The organism is Herbaspirillum chlorophenolicum (genome assembly GCF_001189955.1).
Classification (GTDB): Bacteria; Pseudomonadota; Gammaproteobacteria; order Burkholderiales; family Burkholderiaceae_D; genus Herbaspirillum; species Herbaspirillum chlorophenolicum.
In genome coordinates this window covers 63686-80682 of the sequence record NZ_LFLT01000006.1, presented here as the reverse complement: position 1 = coordinate 80682, position 16997 = coordinate 63686, and the positions used below count along the sequence as shown (strand labels likewise).

Annotated in this window: 19 protein-coding genes; 5 read left to right on the top strand and 14 right to left on the bottom strand. The window is 62.7% G+C overall.

Annotated elements, in window-relative coordinates:
* Positions 1–8: 8 nt before the first annotated feature.
* Entirely contained in the window at positions 9–821 is an 813-nt protein-coding gene (locus AKL28_RS05985; protein ID WP_082221379.1) for a phosphodiester glycosidase family protein, read from the top strand.
* A gap of 417 nt (positions 822–1238) precedes the next feature.
* Here AKL28_RS05985 and AKL28_RS23835 read toward each other — a convergent pair whose 3' ends face one another.
* Positions 1239–1511 (bottom strand): hypothetical protein, encoded by a 273-nt coding sequence (locus AKL28_RS23835; RefSeq protein ID WP_082221388.1) that lies wholly within the window; start codon positions 1509–1511, stop codon positions 1239–1241.
* Between the two features lie 531 nt (positions 1512–2042).
* Between AKL28_RS23835 and AKL28_RS05975 the strand changes: the two genes are divergently transcribed.
* The 3 genes from AKL28_RS05975 (at position 2043) to AKL28_RS05965 (ending at position 3789) form a co-directional block, all read left to right on the top strand.
* The gene (locus tag AKL28_RS05975; protein WP_197091046.1) at positions 2043–2834 is read left to right on the top strand and encodes a M15 family metallopeptidase; all 792 of its coding nucleotides are present in this window, start codon (positions 2043–2045) and stop codon (positions 2832–2834) included.
* Between the two features lie 172 nt (positions 2835–3006).
* Entirely contained in the window at positions 3007–3192 is a 186-nt protein-coding gene (locus AKL28_RS05970; protein WP_156226244.1) for a hypothetical protein, read from the top strand.
* Positions 3193–3315: 123 nt separating this feature from the next.
* A complete protein-coding gene (locus tag AKL28_RS05965; RefSeq protein ID WP_050467176.1) occupies positions 3316–3789 on the top strand; it encodes a GNAT family N-acetyltransferase in 474 nt (157 codons plus the stop codon).
* Between the two features lie 2 nt (positions 3790–3791).
* Here AKL28_RS05965 and AKL28_RS05960 read toward each other — a convergent pair whose 3' ends face one another.
* The 13 genes from AKL28_RS05960 to AKL28_RS05900 all read right to left on the bottom strand — a co-directional run bounded on the left by AKL28_RS05960 (position 3792) and on the right by AKL28_RS05900 (position 15690).
* Positions 3792–4721, bottom strand: coding sequence for a CysB family HTH-type transcriptional regulator (locus AKL28_RS05960; protein ID WP_050467175.1), 930 nt, complete (start codon positions 4719–4721; stop codon positions 3792–3794).
* On the bottom strand, positions 4718–5797 hold the full coding sequence (locus AKL28_RS05955) for a sulfate/molybdate ABC transporter ATP-binding protein (RefSeq protein WP_050467174.1): 1080 nt from the start codon (positions 5795–5797) through the stop codon (positions 4718–4720). Before AKL28_RS05955 ends, AKL28_RS05960 begins: the two co-directional genes overlap by 4 nt.
* 12 nt (positions 5798–5809) lie before the next feature.
* A complete protein-coding gene (cysW, locus tag AKL28_RS05950) occupies positions 5810–6709 on the bottom strand; it encodes a sulfate ABC transporter permease subunit CysW (RefSeq protein ID WP_050467173.1) in 900 nt (299 codons plus the stop codon).
* 1 nt (position 6710) lies between these two features.
* Positions 6711–7601 carry a sulfate ABC transporter permease subunit CysT gene (gene cysT, locus AKL28_RS05945; protein ID WP_050467172.1) on the bottom strand — a complete coding sequence of 297 codons (891 nt, stop codon included), beginning with the start codon at positions 7599–7601 and terminating at the stop codon, positions 6711–6713.
* A 190-nt stretch (positions 7602–7791) separates the two neighbouring features.
* Positions 7792–8394, bottom strand: a complete 603-nt coding sequence (locus AKL28_RS05940; RefSeq protein WP_050467171.1) for an RBBP9/YdeN family alpha/beta hydrolase — start codon at positions 8392–8394, stop codon at positions 7792–7794.
* Between the two features lie 56 nt (positions 8395–8450).
* The gene (locus AKL28_RS05935) at positions 8451–9275 is read right to left on the bottom strand and encodes an EAL domain-containing protein (RefSeq protein ID WP_050467170.1); all 825 of its coding nucleotides are present in this window, start codon (positions 9273–9275) and stop codon (positions 8451–8453) included.
* A 137-nt stretch (positions 9276–9412) separates the two neighbouring features.
* Positions 9413–9628, bottom strand: a complete 216-nt coding sequence (locus AKL28_RS05930) for a TOBE domain-containing protein (protein ID WP_006464491.1) — start codon at positions 9626–9628, stop codon at positions 9413–9415.
* A gap of 78 nt (positions 9629–9706) precedes the next feature.
* Positions 9707–10546, bottom strand: a complete 840-nt coding sequence (locus tag AKL28_RS05925; RefSeq protein WP_050467169.1) for an ATP-binding cassette domain-containing protein — start codon at positions 10544–10546, stop codon at positions 9707–9709.
* A gap of 255 nt (positions 10547–10801) precedes the next feature.
* Positions 10802–11653, bottom strand: a complete 852-nt coding sequence (gene ssuC / locus AKL28_RS05920) for an aliphatic sulfonate ABC transporter permease SsuC (RefSeq protein WP_050467168.1) — start codon at positions 11651–11653, stop codon at positions 10802–10804.
* 7 nt (positions 11654–11660) lie between these two features.
* On the bottom strand, positions 11661–12827 hold the full coding sequence (gene ssuD, locus AKL28_RS05915) for an FMNH2-dependent alkanesulfonate monooxygenase (RefSeq protein WP_050467167.1): 1167 nt from the start codon (positions 12825–12827) through the stop codon (positions 11661–11663).
* Between the two features lie 41 nt (positions 12828–12868).
* Positions 12869–13825, bottom strand: coding sequence for a sulfonate ABC transporter substrate-binding protein (locus AKL28_RS05910; RefSeq protein ID WP_050467252.1), 957 nt, complete (start codon positions 13823–13825; stop codon positions 12869–12871).
* 151 nt (positions 13826–13976) lie between these two features.
* Entirely contained in the window at positions 13977–14567 is a 591-nt protein-coding gene (ssuE, locus tag AKL28_RS05905) for an NADPH-dependent FMN reductase (RefSeq protein WP_050467166.1), read from the bottom strand.
* A gap of 106 nt (positions 14568–14673) precedes the next feature.
* A complete protein-coding gene (locus AKL28_RS05900; protein ID WP_050467165.1) occupies positions 14674–15690 on the bottom strand; it encodes a sulfate ABC transporter substrate-binding protein in 1017 nt (338 codons plus the stop codon).
* A gap of 394 nt (positions 15691–16084) precedes the next feature.
* Here AKL28_RS05900 and AKL28_RS05895 point away from each other — a divergent pair, with 394 nt between their 5' ends.
* On the top strand, positions 16085–16870 hold the full coding sequence (locus AKL28_RS05895) for an IclR family transcriptional regulator (protein ID WP_050467164.1): 786 nt from the start codon (positions 16085–16087) through the stop codon (positions 16868–16870).
* The last annotated feature ends 127 nt before the right edge of the window (positions 16871–16997 follow it).

Below are 16997 nucleotides of genomic sequence, written 5' to 3'. Positions count from 1 at the left end.
AGAACAAGATGCACTTTCCCTTTTTCCCCTTTACATTGCGCCGCCCCTCTCCGCGCCAAGGCAAGCCTTTCGCCTCGCTGCTGGGCGCAGTGTTTCTCGCCTTCTCCGGCCTGGCTCCCGCGCATGCCGCCGACCTGAAACAGTACCAATACCGGCAGACCTTCATCAGCGCCTGCCGCGCCGACCCGCGCACCGATGTCATCCGCACTTACTGGAAGGACGATGCCGGCACGCCGCTGGGCACCTTCGTGCGGCTCGACACCCTGTTGCGCGCGCAGAACCAGGAAATGCTGTGCGCCACCAACGCCGGCATCTACGATAAGCAGTTGCAGCCGCTGGGCCTGTACATCGAGAACGGCAGCGTGCTGCGCAAGCTCAACACGCGCCAGAATGCCTACGGCAACTTTTATATGCAGCCCAATGGGGTATTCATCCTGGGCGAACACAAGGCGTACATCGTGGAAACCTCGCAGTTCTCAGCCGAGGCCGAGCGCTGGAGCGCACTGAGCCGCTATGCCACGCAATCCGGGCCGCTGATGATCGTGGCCGGCCAGATCAACACGCGCTTCGATCCCAATTCGCCCAACGCGGTCGTGCGCAATGCCGTGTGCCTGGACGCGGAGGGAATGGTGACGCTGGCCATCGCGCGCAACCCGATCAGCTTCTACGACTTCGCGGTCTTCCTGCGCGACGAGCTCAAATGCAGCGATGCGCTTTATCTCGACGGCAGCATCTCGCGCATGTATCCCACGCTGGAAGCGAATATGGGACCGGCTTTCGGCGCGATGATCGCGATCATGAAAAAAACGGCCTCCAAGTGAAGCGGCAGACTGCGCTTCGCCTGCCTGCGGGAAAATGCGAATCGACAAAAAAAAGCCCGCAGCAAAAAACCGCGGGCAAGTTCCCTCTCATGAGGGAGGTTGAAGGAACAGTTCAACCACCTCTAGGAGTCGAGGCCTGAAAAAAAAGTTCGGGGATATTTTTGACGTTGCCGAATGCATCAACGCCTTTGCGTCCGCCAGACCGGTCAAACCGTCATCAAGCCCGACAGTATGGTGTGCATCTGCGCGCCCTCTTGCCATGCTGCGTGCTTCCGGCCTGGCGCCGGGTTTTCTCTTCACCAATGTAAAACGCCGCAACGGCATGCCCGTTGCGGCGTCTGCAGTGCTGTTCCCACTGCAAGGGACTTGCTATGCGGCGTCGACCGCCGTTCTGTAATGGCGCTGATCCGGTAAAGCCTACTTCTTCTCGCCGCCGGCGCTGCTATTGTCGGAAGCAGGTGGAGCCGCAGGCGCCGGAGAGGAAGAGTCAGCCGGCGGTACCGCCGATGGCGCAGCCGGCATCGCTGTCGAATTGCCTGAATCGGTCGGTGCCGGAGTGGCCGGCGGGGCGGCAGGCTCAGCCGGAGAACTTGCCGGCGGCGGAGTAGCCGGCGCTTCGTCGCGCTTGTTGCAACCGGCCAGAACGGTGGTGAATACGGCGGCAGCCAAGAGTGTGTGGCGAATCATCATATTTTGCCTCCAAAGGTTGTTAATCATGGATTTGCCGAAGTTCATAGGTTTGCCGAAGTTCGACTCTTTCTGATCTTGGAACTCATTTCATCAATAGGCGTGAGATGCGTTCTGCTCAGAAAGGGCGCTGGCAAGGCGCGCGACGCGTCGTGTGGCGGCGCCACACGCAAGGAGCGCAACGCGGCCAGCGCCCTTTCTGAGCAGAACCCGTAGGGAGCGGCCCGTTTGGGCGAATTGCTGCGTTACGACTTTGGGTCAAGACGCCCAGTCTTGACCCAAAGTCGCGCCTTGCACTTCATCCCAAACGGGACTCGCTCGCACTCACGCCTATTGATGAAATGAGTTCCAATTATTCCCGTTTCGGCAATACCCGCCTGTCAGAGAATGACGCATATTCATGTCAGTGATCCAAGGTGAATTTACCTTCATGGCGGCTCAAATCGGCACAAAAAACCCGTATCATCGCGACTTATGATCCAACTCATCGCATCCAGTTTCGGCCGTGCAACTGCCTGGGCCGCCGCCCCTGCCATGCTGGCCATCCTCGCCTTCGCGCCAGCCGCGCATGCCGATATCGTCCCGGTTTCCGCTGCGCAATGCGCCGCAATGAAAACGCGCCACGTGATCACGCCGGCCAATCCCGTGCCCTGTTCGCGCCTGTCGACGGTCAGCTTTGACTACACCGATTTCGACGGCGCCACGCGCAGCGGCTCGGTAGTCGTGCTTGACGCTGTCGCCCCCCAGGTTGAATCGCTGTTCGGCGAACTGCTGCTGCGCTCAACGCCGCTGGCCAGCGCCATGCCGCTGGAGAATTTCGACGGCGACGATGAAAAGTCGATGGCGGCCAACAATACCTCCGCCTTCAACGGCCGGCCCATGACCGGCGGCGGCGCCTGGTCCAAGCATGCCTATGGCGCCGCAATCGACATCAATCCCCTGCAGAACCCTTATGTGAGCAAGGCCGGCAGCCCGCAACAACAAGTGCTGCCGCAAGCCGGCGCGGACTACGTGCCGCGCATGCCGCTGCGGCCCGGCCAGGCCGAGGATCTGGTTGGCGTGTTCTACGATCACGGCTTCCTGGCCTGGGGCGGCAACTGGAAAGAGCCGATCGACTACCAGCACTTCGAGATCGGCAGCCGCGAATTCATCCGCAAGCTGGCATCCATGCCGCGCGCCCAGGCGCGTGCCGAGTTTGAACGGTACGTAGCGCGCTACCGCGGCTGCGTACGTCAACACCCGCAGGCACACACCGGCGATGCCGATGACGATGCACCGGAGGACACCGCACTACGCGACAACTGTGCAGCACGCATGCGCAAATGAGCATGCCTGCCGGTGTCATCGAAGTGCCACTTACCCGTAAATACATGTAAGTTTGGGTTAAAAGGCGCGGCAATCACATCACGCCCTCCTCCCGCCCACCTATACTTTCCCGGCAATATTCGAGTCTGGGCCCTGCGGCCCGGTGGCACACGCTTTCTTGAGGATGAACACCATGCCGATCAATTCCGTCTCTTCCAGCCATAACGCAACCGCTCACGCGACCCAGCCCCAGCCGGCGAAAAAGTCCAACGTATCGTTCGCCGACCTGATGGTGGCTAGCCAGCCTGTGGCCCAGCCGGCCAACACCGTTTCCGGCAGCACCAGCAGCACCTCGACCTCCCAGGTCAACAAGGTTTAAGCGGCAAGGGTTCCGTCCGGCATCCGCCGGATGCAAAAAAGCCCGGAAGGCTCTTGCCTCCGGGCTTTTTCACATGCTGCGCGCGTGTCTATATACTGTGCCCTCCACAAAGGAGGAAAAGGTATGGAGCAAGCCAAGGAAGCAGCCGTCTTGATCAGGCCGGCGCAGCGCGAAGACTTTGCGCAGTGGAAAATACTTTGGGACGACTACAACGCCTTCTACGGACGTTCCGGCCCTACCGCCCTGCCGCTGGAAATCACCAATGCCACCTGGTCCCGCATCCACGACGAAGCTGAGCCTGTGCACGCACTGGTGGCCGAAAGTCAAGGCCACCTACTGGGCATTGCCCACTACCTTTACCACCGCAATACCATCCTGATCGGCCCTACCTGCTACCTGCAGGACCTGTTCACGGTCGAAGCCGCACGCGGCAAGGGAGTGGGCCGGGCGCTGATTGAAGAGCTATATCGGCGCGCCGCCGCGGCCGGCGCGGAACGCGTCTACTGGCACACCCACCACACCAACGCCACGGCACGCCGCCTGTACGACACGGTGGCGGTGGACTCCGGCTTTATCGTCTATCGCAAGTCGATGTAAAACTAGGCGCTGGCCTCGTTGAGTGCGCTGACGATGTCGGCCCGCTTGAGCTCCGGTGCGAACTCCTGGATGAAGTCGAAGGCATAACCGCGCAGGTAGGCGCCGCGGCGCACCGCCAGCCGCGCGATGTTCGGCTTGAACAGGTGCGAGGCGCCGATCGGCAGCAGATCCTGGTGCTTGGCCTGGTCCACCGCCATCGACGCCACGATGCCCACGCCCAATCCGAGCGCCACGTAATGCTGGATCACGTCGGAGTCCATCGCCGTCAGCACGATATCGGGTTCGATGCTGGCCTGGCGGAACGCCTCGTCGATATGGCCGCGGCCGGTGAAGCCGACGTCATAGGTGATCAGCGGCCAAGTAGACAAGTCTTCCAGCGTGACCCGCTCCAACCCCAGCAGCGGATGGCCCTGCGGCACCACGATCACGTGGCTCCAGGTATAACAGGGGAAAGACACCAGCTCCTTGAACTGCGACAGGCCTTCGGTAGCGATGCCGATATCGGCCTTGCCCGAGATCACCCATTCGGCGATGTGCTCAGGCGCGCTTTGCTGGAGCGCGATACGCACCTGCGGGAAGGCCGTGCGGAACGCCTGCACCACGCGCGGCAGCACGTAGCGCGCCTGGGTGTGGGTGGTGGCAATCGACAGCGTGCCGCTCTGCTCGCCGGAGTATTCCTTGCTGGCGCGGCGCAGGTTCTCGGCTTCCAGCAGCAGGCGCTCGACGATGCCCAGGATGCCTTTACCGGGTTCGGTCAAACCGGTCAGGCGCTTGCCGTTGCGCTCGAAGATTTCGACGCCCAACTCCTCTTCCAGTTCGCGGATCTGGCGCGAGACGCCTGGCTGCGAGGTGAACAGTACGTTGGCCACTTCGGTCAGGTTGAAGCCACAGCGCGCGGCTTCGCGGATAGATCTCAGTTGCTGGAAATTCATTGCGCCTGCCCTCCACCCTGGTCGGCAAACACTTGCAAGCGGCGCGGCTTGACCACCAGAGTTTCACCGCTCTTCAAGTTCAATTGGGCAAAGCGTTCGTTGGAAATCACCGCCTCGATCAGTTGCGCATTATCGTCGCGCTCCAGTTCCAGCTGGGCCAGCGGGCCGATGGCATGCGAGCGGCGCAGTTGCACCACGATGCCTTCGGCGCCGGGCGAATAACGCTCCACCTCGATGTCGTGCGGACGGACGAAGCCGACGCCGGCGGCATCACGCGCATCGCCGTGGCCGGGCGCATCGAAACGCGCCGCACCGGTGTCGAGCACGCCTTCATGCAGGCGGCCGTGGAACAGGTTGACGTTACCGAGGAAGCCGTAGACGAAAGGTGACGCAGGCTGGTTGTACACTTCCGCCGGTGCGCCGATCTGCTCGACCCGCCCCTTGTTCATCAGCACCACTTGGTCGGCCACTTCCAGCGCCTCCTCCTGATCGTGCGTGACGAAGATGCTGGTGACATGCAGCTCGTCATGCAAACGCCGCAGCCAGCGGCGCAGTTCCTTGCGCACCTTGGCGTCCAGCGCACCGAAAGGTTCGTCCAGCAGCAGCACACGCGGCTCCACCGCCAATGCGCGCGCCAGGGCGATGCGCTGGCGCTGGCCGCCGGAGAGTTGCGGCGGATAGCGGTCGGCCAGCCAGTCGAGCTGCACCAGCTCCAGCAGGCTCTTGACCTTCTCGCGGATGGCCGCTTCCGATGGCCGCTGGCTGCGCGGCTTCACACGCAGGCCGAAGGCGATGTTTTCGAACACCGTCATGTGCTTGAACAGCGCGTAGTGCTGGAACACGAACCCGACCTGGCGCTCGCGCACATGGCGCGCCGAAGCGTCTTCGCCATCCAGCAGCACCTGGCCGGAATCGAGCGATTCCAGCCCGGCGATGATGCGCAACAATGTGGTCTTGCCGCAGCCGGACGGGCCCAGCAGCGCAGTCAGCTCGCCCGCGGGGAAATTCAGCGAGACGTTGTCCAGCGCGGTGAAATTGCCGAAGCGCTTGTTGATCTGTTTGACTTCGATACTCATGTCCTGCTCCTCTTATTCGCGGTTGCCGGCGGCCAGTTGATGATGGATGCGCCACTCGACCACGCTCTTGATCACCAGCGTCACCAGGGCCAGGAAGGCCAGCAGCGAAGCCACCGCAAAGGCGCCGGTGATGTTGAATTCGTTGTAAAGGATCTCGACCTGCAGCGGGATGGTGTTGGTCTCGCCGCGGATGTGGCCCGAGACCACCGACACCGCGCCGAACTCGCCCATGGCGCGCGCATTGCACAGGATCACGCCGTACAGCAGGCCCCACTTGATGTTGGGCAGGGTCACATGCCAGAAGGTGCGCCAGCCGGACGCGCCCAGCACCAGCGCCGCTTCTTCTTCCTCGTTGCCTTGCGACTGCATCAGCGGGATCAGCTCGCGCGCCACAAACGGGAAGGTCACGAACACGGTGGCCAGCACGATGCCGGGCACGGCGAACAGGATCTTGATGTCATGCTCGCGCAGCCACGGGCCGAAATAGCCTTGCATGCCGAACAGCAGCACATAGATCAGGCCCGAGATCACCGGCGAGACCGAGAACGGCAAGTCGATCAGCGTGAGCAGCAGGTTCTTGCCGCGAAACTCGAACTTGGCGATGGCCCAGGCCGCGGCCACGCCGAATACCAGGTTCAGGGGCACCGCAATGGCGGCGGTCAGCAGCGTGAGCTTGATGGCCGACCAGGCGTCGGGCTCGACGATGGAAGCGACATAGACGCCCCAGCCCTTTTTCAGCGCCTCGTAGAACACCGAGACCAGCGGCACGAACAGGAACAGCGTCAGGAACACCAGCGCGGTGCCGATCAGCAAGGCGCGTACCCACCACGGCTCCAGCGTGGCGCCCGGCGTCAGCGGCGGCTCGCCACGGTTGATGGCGCCGGCGGCAATGGAAGTTGCAGCACCGCTCATGTCAGGCCCTTTCCGCCCGGCCGCGCTTGCGGGTCCAGGCTTGCAACAGGTTAATCGTCAGCAGCAGGATGAAGGACACGATCAGCATCACCATCGCGATGGCCGTGGCGCCGGCATAGTCGTACTGCTCCAGCTTGGTCACGATGAACAGCGGCGTGATCTCCGACACCATCGGCATGTTGCCGGCGATGAAGACCACCGAACCATATTCGCCGGCGGCGCGCGCAAAGGCCAGCGCAAAACCGGTCAGGAGCGCCGGCAACACCGTCGGGAAAATCACGCGCGTGAAGGTCTGCCAGCGGTTGGCGCCCAGGCTGGCAGCGGCTTCTTCCAGTTCGCGCTCGGCCTCTTCCAGCACCGGCTGTACGGTACGCACCACGAACGGCAAACCGATGAAGGTCAGCGCCACCAGCACGCCCAGCGGCGTGAACGCCACCTTGATGCCCAGCGGCGCCAGCAGGCTGCCCAGCCATCCGTTCTGCGAATACAGCGTGGTCAGCGCGATACCGGCCACGGCGGTCGGCAGCGCGAACGGCAGGTCGACCAGGGCGTCGATGATGCGCTTGCCCGGAAAGCGGTAACGCACCAGCACCCAGGCCACGATGCCGCCGAATATCACGTTGAGCACCGCGCCCAGCAGCGAGGCGCCAAAGGTCAGGCGGTAGGAAGCCATCACGCGCGGCGAAGTCACCGCATCGACGAAGCCTTCCCAGGTCAGGGTGAACGTCTTGAGGAAAATCGCGGACAGCGGGATCAGGACGATCAGCGCCAGATAGAAGATGGTGAAACCCAGCGACAGGCGAAATCCCGGCAAGACGCGCTTGGATCGGGCGGGCTTGAAAGCCCCGCCAACAGCCTGCGACGCCGGAATGGATACAGTTGAAGCGGTCATGGGGACGTTCTCTTTTTATTACAAATGCGACTATAGGGAGCCGATAATCGCACCCGATAGTTATAAAGAGAACGAAATTTTTCGCATTCCTTTAGATGAAAACCGTATAAAGGCAAGGCGGCGAACGAGGAAATCCGCGAAGAGAATTATGGTTATTGCAAGGAAAGCATTGTGCAGGTATCGATGCTGGTCACAAACCCGGCGGCCTTACCCGCTCCAGCAAGCCCAGCAGCAATTCCTGCCCCGCCAGCCAGTCATCCAGGCCCGATTCGGCATTGATATGCCCCAATGCCCCGGCATGATGGAAAGACGCGCCCCAGGTCTTGGCCCATTGCTGGGCCCGCGGCGCACTCATCCACGGGTCGTTTTCGCTACCGACCACCAGTGCCGGAAACGTCAGGCGATAGCTGACCTCGTCGCCGACCTCGAACTTGCCGGGATCGGCAGGCGCCACCAGCAAGGCGGCAGCGATGGGGAAGGCAGAACCGGATTCGGCCTGCAAGGCGGCAGCGCGATGCACCGTAGTCAGGCAGCCGAAGCTGTGTGCCACGATCACCACCGGCCGGTCGGATTGCGCCAGCACCTCCCCCAGGCGCTGCGACCAGCGCGGCAAGTCGGGTTGGCTCCAGTGAACCTGCTCGACGCGCTCGAAGGCCGGATAAAGCCGCTGCCAGCGCGATTGCCAATGTTCCGGCCCACTGCCGTGCAGGCCGGGCACCACCAGCACGCGATAATCGGCCAGCCGCGCCAAATGGGCGGGGGCGATGGCGGGACGGGAAAACAATGTGCTCATGGAATCCTCGCGCAAGGGTCGCGGACAGGGAAGTACGCTGTCCACTATAGTCCGAGTCAGGCCGCCTGCGCCCCTTCCCCTTGCGGCAGCAGGCGCGCTCCCGGGGTGTCCCACAAGTAGCCTTGTGCATGGATGGACTGGGCAAGCGCACTGCCATATTGCTCCAGCTTGTCGAACACCTCGCGGTTTTCAACGCGCTTGAAGAAGATGCGCACGCCCTGCTCCGCCGCGCGCAGCAACAGCAGGCCGACGCTGTCGGGATCGGGCAGTTCACGGGCATCGACCTTGATCAGGTCGGGACGCACCTTGTCCAGCAGGCCCAGCGCCTCCAGCGGACTGTTGGCCGAGACCCCCAGACGGAAACCGTTGCGGCGGTAGTTGTCCAGCACGTAGTTGAGCAGCCAGCGCTGGTTGGGCGTCACCACCGGCAACTGCAGCACGATGCGGTCATGCGGCAGCTCCAGCACCGACAGGATGCGCCGGTAAGCGACGCCGTGGTTGCTGTTGACCGCCGCCAGCAAGCGCGCATGCACCGACAGGTGCAGCTCAGGCGCATCGCTGCCGGCCTGGCGGTAGTAGTTGACCGCATGCAGCATGCGGCACAACCGGTCCAGTTCCACCGATTCGTCATCGCTGGCGGCGTGGTCGAGCAGCTTCCACAGATGCAGCCCGTCATCGAACTCGGAATAACTGCGTGCGAACGCCTCGTAAGCGACGATGCCGCCATCGCCGAAAGCCCGCACCGGCTGGAATGCCGACGTCAGCGAAGTATTGAAATAGCGTCCAACTGCGCGCTCCTGCTCGTCCAGCCATACTTTCGACGCAGTGTGCGACGCATTGTTGAGGCGCTCCAGATAAGCGTCCAGTGCCTGAGATGTCATCCGGGCAGCTCCATGAAAATGCACCGCTCCTGAAGAAAAAGCGGTATGCGGCGGCTACCGGCCGCCGTTGAAACGATCAGAGCCTGTTTGCGATTACGCCAGAATCGGATAACCCTGGCGCGATCGTAGACAGGTTCTTACAGCTTGGCGATCGAGACTTCGGTCGCCTTCACCAGTGCAACGACTTCGCTGCCGATGGTCAGGCCAAGGTCTTTCACCGAACGGGTGGTGATGACCGAGGTGACGATGCCTGCCGGGGTTTCGACATCGACTTCGGACACGACCGAACCTTCGATGATGGCTTTGACTTTGCCCTTGAACTGGTTACGTACGTTGATGGCTTGGATGGTCATGCTGTGCTCCTTGGTGGATGATGCGGCGCCGGCACCTGCCTCGCCGCGATGGTTGAAATTCGGTTGATCAGATAACGCTTACACTGCCCACTGCACCTGCTGCACGCCGCGCGGCGCAAACAGTTCCAGCTCTTGCCCTGCGGCCGGCTGCTCGCTGCCCGGATGGCGCAACACACGCGCCAGAATGGCTTCCTCCAGCAGCGCGAACTGCGCCTGGCCGCGCGAACGCGGGCGCGTCAGCTCGATACGCTGGTCCAGCGCGACATGCCCGTCTTCGATCAGCAGCACGCGGTCGGCCAGGGCAATCGCTTCCTGCACGTCGTGCGTGACCAGCAAGGCGGTAAAGCCGCGTTCCTGCCAGATCGATTCGATCAGTTGCTGCATCTCGATGCGGGTCAAGGCATCCAGCGCGCCCAATGGCTCGTCCAGCAGCAACAGTTGCGGATCGTGCACCAGGGCGCGCGCCAGCGCCACGCGCTGCCGCTGCCCGCCCGAAAGCACCGCCGGCCATTCGCCGGCACGCTGCTCCAGGCCGACATGGCGCAGCGCCTGCAAGGCTTGCGGCGCGGCTTGTTTGGGCAAGCCCAATGCCACGTTGGCCAGCACGCGCTTCCACGGCAACAGGCGCGAGTCCTGGAACATGATGCGGATCTCCGGGTCACCTTCGCCCTGTCCGTAGATCACCTCGCCTTCGCTGGCGCCGTCCAGTTGCGCCACCAGGCGCAACAGCGTGCTCTTGCCGCAGCCGCTGCGGCCGACGATGGCAACGAACTCGCCCGGCTCGATCTCAAGGTCGATGCCGTGCAGGACTTCGCGCCCGCCGAACGACTTCGACAACGCCTGCAGGCGGATGCCGATGCCACGGTTGCCGGCGGCGGTGCGGCTGACTGCCTGGTTTTCCTGAGCATGGATATGCATCGGGTTCTCCTGTAGGTTCAACCTAGATCCGGCAGTTGAATGCGTTCGCCGGTGCCGTGATCGACGTGCCAGGCAAGGCGCGACGACGCGGCGCACTACTGTGCGCAAGAAGGAGCAACGCCGCATGGCGCGGCGAGCGCGGTGCCGGCGAATGCATAGCGCTCTCACCACCAGAGAGGACTGTATTGATACTGCCAAAGATTGTTTTCATGCTCATCCTCAAAAAATAGCAAGCGGTCACTGCCGGGTCTAGGTTTATTGATAGCCCGGATGCCAGCGCAGCCAGAAACGTTCCAGCGCACGGGCCGCGCTGTCGGCCAGCTTGCCCAGCAACGCATAGAGCAGGATGCCCACCAGCACCACATCGGTCTGCAGGAATTCGCGGGCGTTCATGGTCATGTAGCCGATGCCGGCCTGGGCGGAAATGGTCTCGGCCACGATCAGCAGCACCCACACCAGCCCCAGCGCAAAACGCAGCCCGACCAGGATGGACGGCAAGGCGCCCGGCAGGATCACGTCGCGGTACAGCGCCCAGCCCGACAGGCCGTAACTCTTGGCCATCTCGATCAGCCCCTTATCGACCGAACGGATGCCGTGGAAGGTATTGAGGTAGACCGGGAAGAACACGCCCACCGAGACCAGGAACAGCTTGGCCGTCTCGTCGATGCCGAACCACAGGATCACCAGCGGGATCAGCGCCAGCGCCGGAATGTTGCGCACCATCTGCAAGGTGGTGTCGAGCAGCAGCTCGGCCGAGCGCAGGCTGCCGGACAGCAGCCCCAGCACCAGGCCCAACCCCGCGCCCACGGCAAAGCCGGAAGCCGCGCGGCCGCTGCTGACGGCCAGGTGGCGCCACAGTTCGCCGGACGCCGACAGGTTCCAGACGGCTTTAAGCACCGCCCACGGTTCAGGCAAGATGCGGCTGGACAGCCAGCCGGCCTGGGCGGCGATTTCCCACCAGGCCACCAGCGCCAGCGGCAGCAGCCAGCCTATCCAGCTACCGCTCTGCCAGCCCTGGCCTTTGCTTGCCTGGCTTTTTGATTTGCCCGTGCGTTCGGCCGGCACACCGGCGACATCGACCACGGAATTGGAGGTTGCGCTCGTCATGGCCGCCTCAGCTCGCCGACACGCGCACCGGCGCGGACTTGGGCACTTCGGTATTGCCGACGATCTCGCCGAAGGGGCCGGTCAGGTTGAAGCCCGGCAGCCCTTCGCGCTGGCTGCGCGGCAGCAGCGGGAACACCAGTTCGGCAAACCGGTAAGACTCCTCCAGATGCGGATAACCGGACAGGATGAAGGTATCGATGCCGAGGTCGGCGTATTCTTTCATGCGCGCCGCCACGGTCGGCCCATCGCCCACCAGTGCGGTGCCGGCGCCGCCACGCACCAGGCCGACGCCGGCCCACAGGTTGGGGCTGACTTCCAGCTTGTCGCGGCGGCCGCCGTGCAGGGCCGCCATGCGGCGCTGCCCTTCGGAGTCCATGCGCGCGAAGTTGGCCTGCGCCTTGGCAATCGTTTCATCGTCGAGGCGGCTGATCAGTTCGTCCGCGGCCTGCCATGCGGCTTCATTGGTGTCGCGCACGATCACATGCAGACGGATGCCGAAGCGCAGTGTGCGGCCCGCCTTGGCGGCGCGTTCACGCACGACGGCGATCTTCTCGGCCACTGCTGCGGGCGGTTCGCCCCAGGTCAGGTAGACGTCGACCTGCTCTGCGGCGAGGTCGATCGCTTCATCGGAAGATCCGCCGAAATACAGTGGCGGATAAGGTTTTTGCAGCGGCGGATAAAGCGCCTTGGCGCCTTTGACTTTCAGATGCTTGCCGTCGAAATCGGTCTCGCCGCCGGTATGCGTCTTGGCCAGCACATCGCGCCAGATCTTCAGGAACTCGTCGGAGATTTCATAGCGCTCGGCATGGGTACCGAACACGCCATCGCTCTCCTGCTCGACCGGATCGCCGCCGGTGACGACGTTGATCAGCAGGCGGCCGTTGGACAGGCGGTCGAAGGTAGCAGCCATGCGCGCCGACAGCGTCGGCGCGGTCAGGCCGGGCCGCACCGCGACCAGGAATTTGAGGCGACGGGTGGCATCGATCAGGCTGGCGGCCGCCACCCAGGCGTCCTCGCAAGAACGCCCGGTGGGCAACAGCACGCCGTCGTAACCCAGCGTGTCGGCCGCCACCGCGACCTGTTTCATGTAGTCGTGGCTGACCGGACGCGCGCCCTCGGAGGTACCGAGGTAGCGGCTGTCGCCGTGGGTGGGGATAAACCAGAATACGTTCATGCGAGACTCCTGTGAGGCGGACCTGCGCCGCCTCGCGTTGTTTATTTCAATACGGCGTCGCTGACCTTGAGCGGCTTGGGGATCAGCTTGAGTTCGAAGAAGGCGTCGGCGATCTTCTGCTGCTCGGCCAGTACTCCGGCATCGATCGGCTTGTAGATGTGGGCGTAGCGCTTCAGGCCGGTTTCGATGATGTCGGCATCCAGGCCCTGGATCGGCGCCAGCTGGGCGGCGGCTTGTGCGGTATTGGCGCGCACCCACTGGCCTTCACGGGTAATTTCTTCCAGCAGGATTTTTTCTATCTGCGGATTCTTCGCGGCGAAGGCGCGTGCGCTCAGGAAGAACTGGTGGTGGTTCACCGCCCCTACGCCGGTGGCCAGGCGACGCGCGCCGACTTGCTTCTCGGCTGCGGCCTGGAACGGATCCCAGATGGCCCAGGCATCGACCGCGCCCTTCTCGAAGGCGGCGCGGGCATCGGCCGGCGCCAGGTAGACCGGCTGGATGTCGCTATAGGCCAGGCCGGCCTTCTTCAGCAACGCCACTACCAGCCAGTGCACGTCGGAGCCCTTGTTGAAGGCGACTTTCTTGCCCTTCAGTTCCGCCACACTGTTGAGCGGGGAGTTCTTGGGCACCAGCAAACCCTCGGCGTCGGGCGTCGGAATCTCATAGGCTGTGTAGACGAAATCAGCGCCCGCGGCTTGCGCGAACACCGGCGGCGCTTCGCCGACATAGCCGAAGTCGACCGAGCCGACATTCAACGCTTCCAGCAATTGCGGACCGGCGGCGAATTCAGCCCATTTCACATCCACACCCAGCGGCTGCAGGCGCTTTTCCAGTGTGCCGTGCGTCTTCAGCAGCACCAGTGTGTTAGCGGCTTTCTGATAGCCGATGCGCAGCACTTTGGCCTCCTGCGCCTGCGCGGTCGTCACGGCGCCGGCGGCAATCGCCAGTGCCCCCAACGCGGCGGCCGACAAACGCGCCAGGGCGGCGCGGCGTTGCATGGATGTGTTCTTGTCGCTATAGGCTTTCAAGGATGCTCTCCAGTTCTTGGGCGTGCAGGCGGCCTTCCGCTGCACCAGCCGGTTGTTTTATCGGGTCAAGAGATTGGTGCGGCGGCTTCGCCGCATGCTGCTGGCGCGCCTCAGGCGCCGGTCAGATGCTACATCGCACTTGCGAGAACGGGACTTCGCGGAACTCCTGCGGCGCCGCCTTGTGCAGCGCCGACAGGCTGGCCGAAAGCTGCGCCACGCCTTCTTCCACGCGTGCGGCAATGGGAGCGTCGAGAGTCAGTCCGCTTTCTTCGCTCCAGGTGACCTGGGCTTCGGTGGCATAAATGCTGGGCAACACATGCTTGGGATTGAGCGAGGACAGCACCGGGCGCAACGCATAGTCCAGCGCCAGCATGTGCGACTGGCTGCCGCCGGTGGCCAATGGCAGCACCAGCTTGTCGGTCAGGCCGAACTGCGGCAGCAGGTCAAGAAAGGCTTTCAGGATGCCGCTGTAGGCCGCCTTGTAGACCGGCGTGGCGATCACTACCGCAGAGGCCTCTTCCACCGTCGACAGCGCGGCCTTGATCTGCGCATCGTTCCAGTCGGCGCGCAGGATGGCCTGGCCCGGCAGGTCGCGCACTTCCAGGCGCGCGTAACGATGGCCGAGCTGAACCAGCTTATCGCCGACGTGGTTCAACAGGCGGGTGGAACGGGATGGAGCCGAGGGGCTGCCGGCCAGCAACAGGATGGTCATGTCAATCTGCTTTACTTGCTTTCTTGCTTCTTCAGTCGGCAGGCACGTCGCCTGCTGGTGTTGGCTGCAGGCCGGCTGAACCGGCCTGCATTGATTTGCGGTCAAATCACTTCTTGTTCGGCACGTACAGTTGGTCGAAGGTGCCGCCATCGGCGAAGTGGGTCTTCTGGGCCTTCTGCCAGCCGCCGAAATCCTTGTCGATGGTGACCAGGTTCAGCTTGGGGAATTGCGATGCATACTTGGCGGCGATCTTCGGGTCGATCGGGCGGTAGTAGTTCTTGGCGATGATTTCCTGGCCCTCTTCCGAGTACAGGTGCTTCAGGTACTCTTCAGCCACCTTGCGGGTGCCGCGGCGGTCGGCCACCTTGTCGACCAGCGCCACCGGCGGCTCGGTCAGGATGGAAATCGACGGTGCGACGATGTCGAACTTGTCCGGGCCCCATTCCTTCAGCGAGATCAGCGCTTCGTTTTCCCACGCCAGCAGGACGTCGCCGATGCCGCGTTCAACAAAGGTGATGGTGGCGCCGCGTGCGCCGGAATCCAGCACCGGCACGTTCTTGAACAGCTTGCCGATGTACTCGCGCGCTGCGGCGTCATTGCCGCCCTTCTTCTGCGCGTAGGCCCATGCTGCCAGGTAGTTCCAGCGTGCGCCGCCGGAAGTCTTGGGGTTCGGGGTGATGACGGAAACGCCCGGCTTGATCAGGTCATCCCAATCCTTGATCTGCTTGGGGTTGCCCTTGCGCACCAGGAACACGATGGTCGAGGTATAGGGCGAGCTGTTGTGCGGCAGGCGCTTTTGCCAGTCGGCCGGCAGCAGCTTGGCCTTTTCCGAGATTTCGTCGATGTCGTAGGCCAGCGCCAGGGTCACCACGTCGGCATCGATGCCGTCGATCACCGAGCGCCCCTGCTTGCCGGAACCGCCGTGCGAAGCCTTGATGGTGAGGTTATCGCCGCTCTTTTCCTTCCAGTATTTGGAAAAGGCCTTGTTATAGTCGGCATAGAGTTCGCGCGTCGGGTCGTAAGAGACGTTCAGCAACGAGATATCGGCCGCCTGGGCCACATGTGCAACCTGCGCCAGCACCAGTGCGGCCGCAATCGTTTTGATGATGTTCTTGAGCTTCATATCCGTTCCCAATGAGTGTTGTCTTCATGCGTTTTTGTTTGGAGAGCACAGGTTAATGAGCGCCCTCCCAAAAAAGAACGAATACTTTCTTCTCTAGTTATGCAAAAAACAGATATGCAAGATCAGGACCGCTGAATAAAGAGCGGCGTCTTTATATCAAAATGGATAGCAAGCGCTGGCGGCGATGATGCCGGCCGGGAAACGCTTCGCGGCGCCGACGCCTGATGCAATCATCCGAGTTGAGCGAACGCTAGTGCTTGATCGGTTTGGCTCGAAGGAAATACGTCCTGCGGAATTGCAGGCTCGGAGACCATTCACATAAAAGAACGACCGAACTTTTTGTTGTTTTCACAATGTGGTATAACTGTTCTATTGCAACGCATCAGACTGCACCATGAAAAAAGAAGCGGCAGGCGAAACGGACAACATTTCCATCCAGGTCATCGAGCGCATGGTGTCGCTGCTCGACGCGCTGGCGGCCTATCCCGACCCGGTCAGCCTCAAGGAGCTGTCCGCCGCCACCGACCTGCATCCATCGACTGCCCACCGCATCCTCAACGACCTGGTGGTCAAGCGTTTCGTCGACCGCGTGGAGCCGGGCACCTACCGCCTGGGCATGCGCCTGCTGGAGTTGGGCAATATCGTCAAGAGCCGCCTGTCGGTACGCGAAGCCGCGCTCGACTTCATGCGCGCCCTGCACCGCAAGACCCACCAGACCATCAACCTGTCGGTGCGCCAGAGCGACGAGATCGTCTACATCGACCGCTCCTTCTCCGAACGCTCCGGCATGCAGGTGGTGCGCGCCATCGGTGGCCGCGCGCCGCTGCACCTGACCTCGACCGGCAAGCTGTTCCTGTCGGTCGACGACCCCAAGGCGGTGCGCGCCTATGCGACCCGCACCGGGCTGGCCGGCCACAACAAGAACTCCATTACCGATCTCTCCAAGCTAGAGCGCGAATTGTCCATGGTGCGCGCGCTCGGCTATGCGCGCGACAACGAGGAGCTGGAACTGGGTGTGCGCTGTATGGCGGCGGGTATCTGCGATGACTCCGGCAAGCTGGTGGCGGGACTGTCGATTTCGGCTCCTGCCGATCGATTGCAGGAAGAATGGGTGGAAGATTTGGTCAGCACTGCCAACCAGATTTCATCGGCACTGGGATTCGACAGCAGCCGGGGTTGATAAAGCTGAAGGCAACCATTCTTTCGTCACAGCCCCTGCTCCCATTCGTCATGCAGACATAAAAAAAGCGAACCATTTTTGGTTCGCTTTTTTATTGGCGCCTGCGCGCCAGCGGCAAGATCTGGTA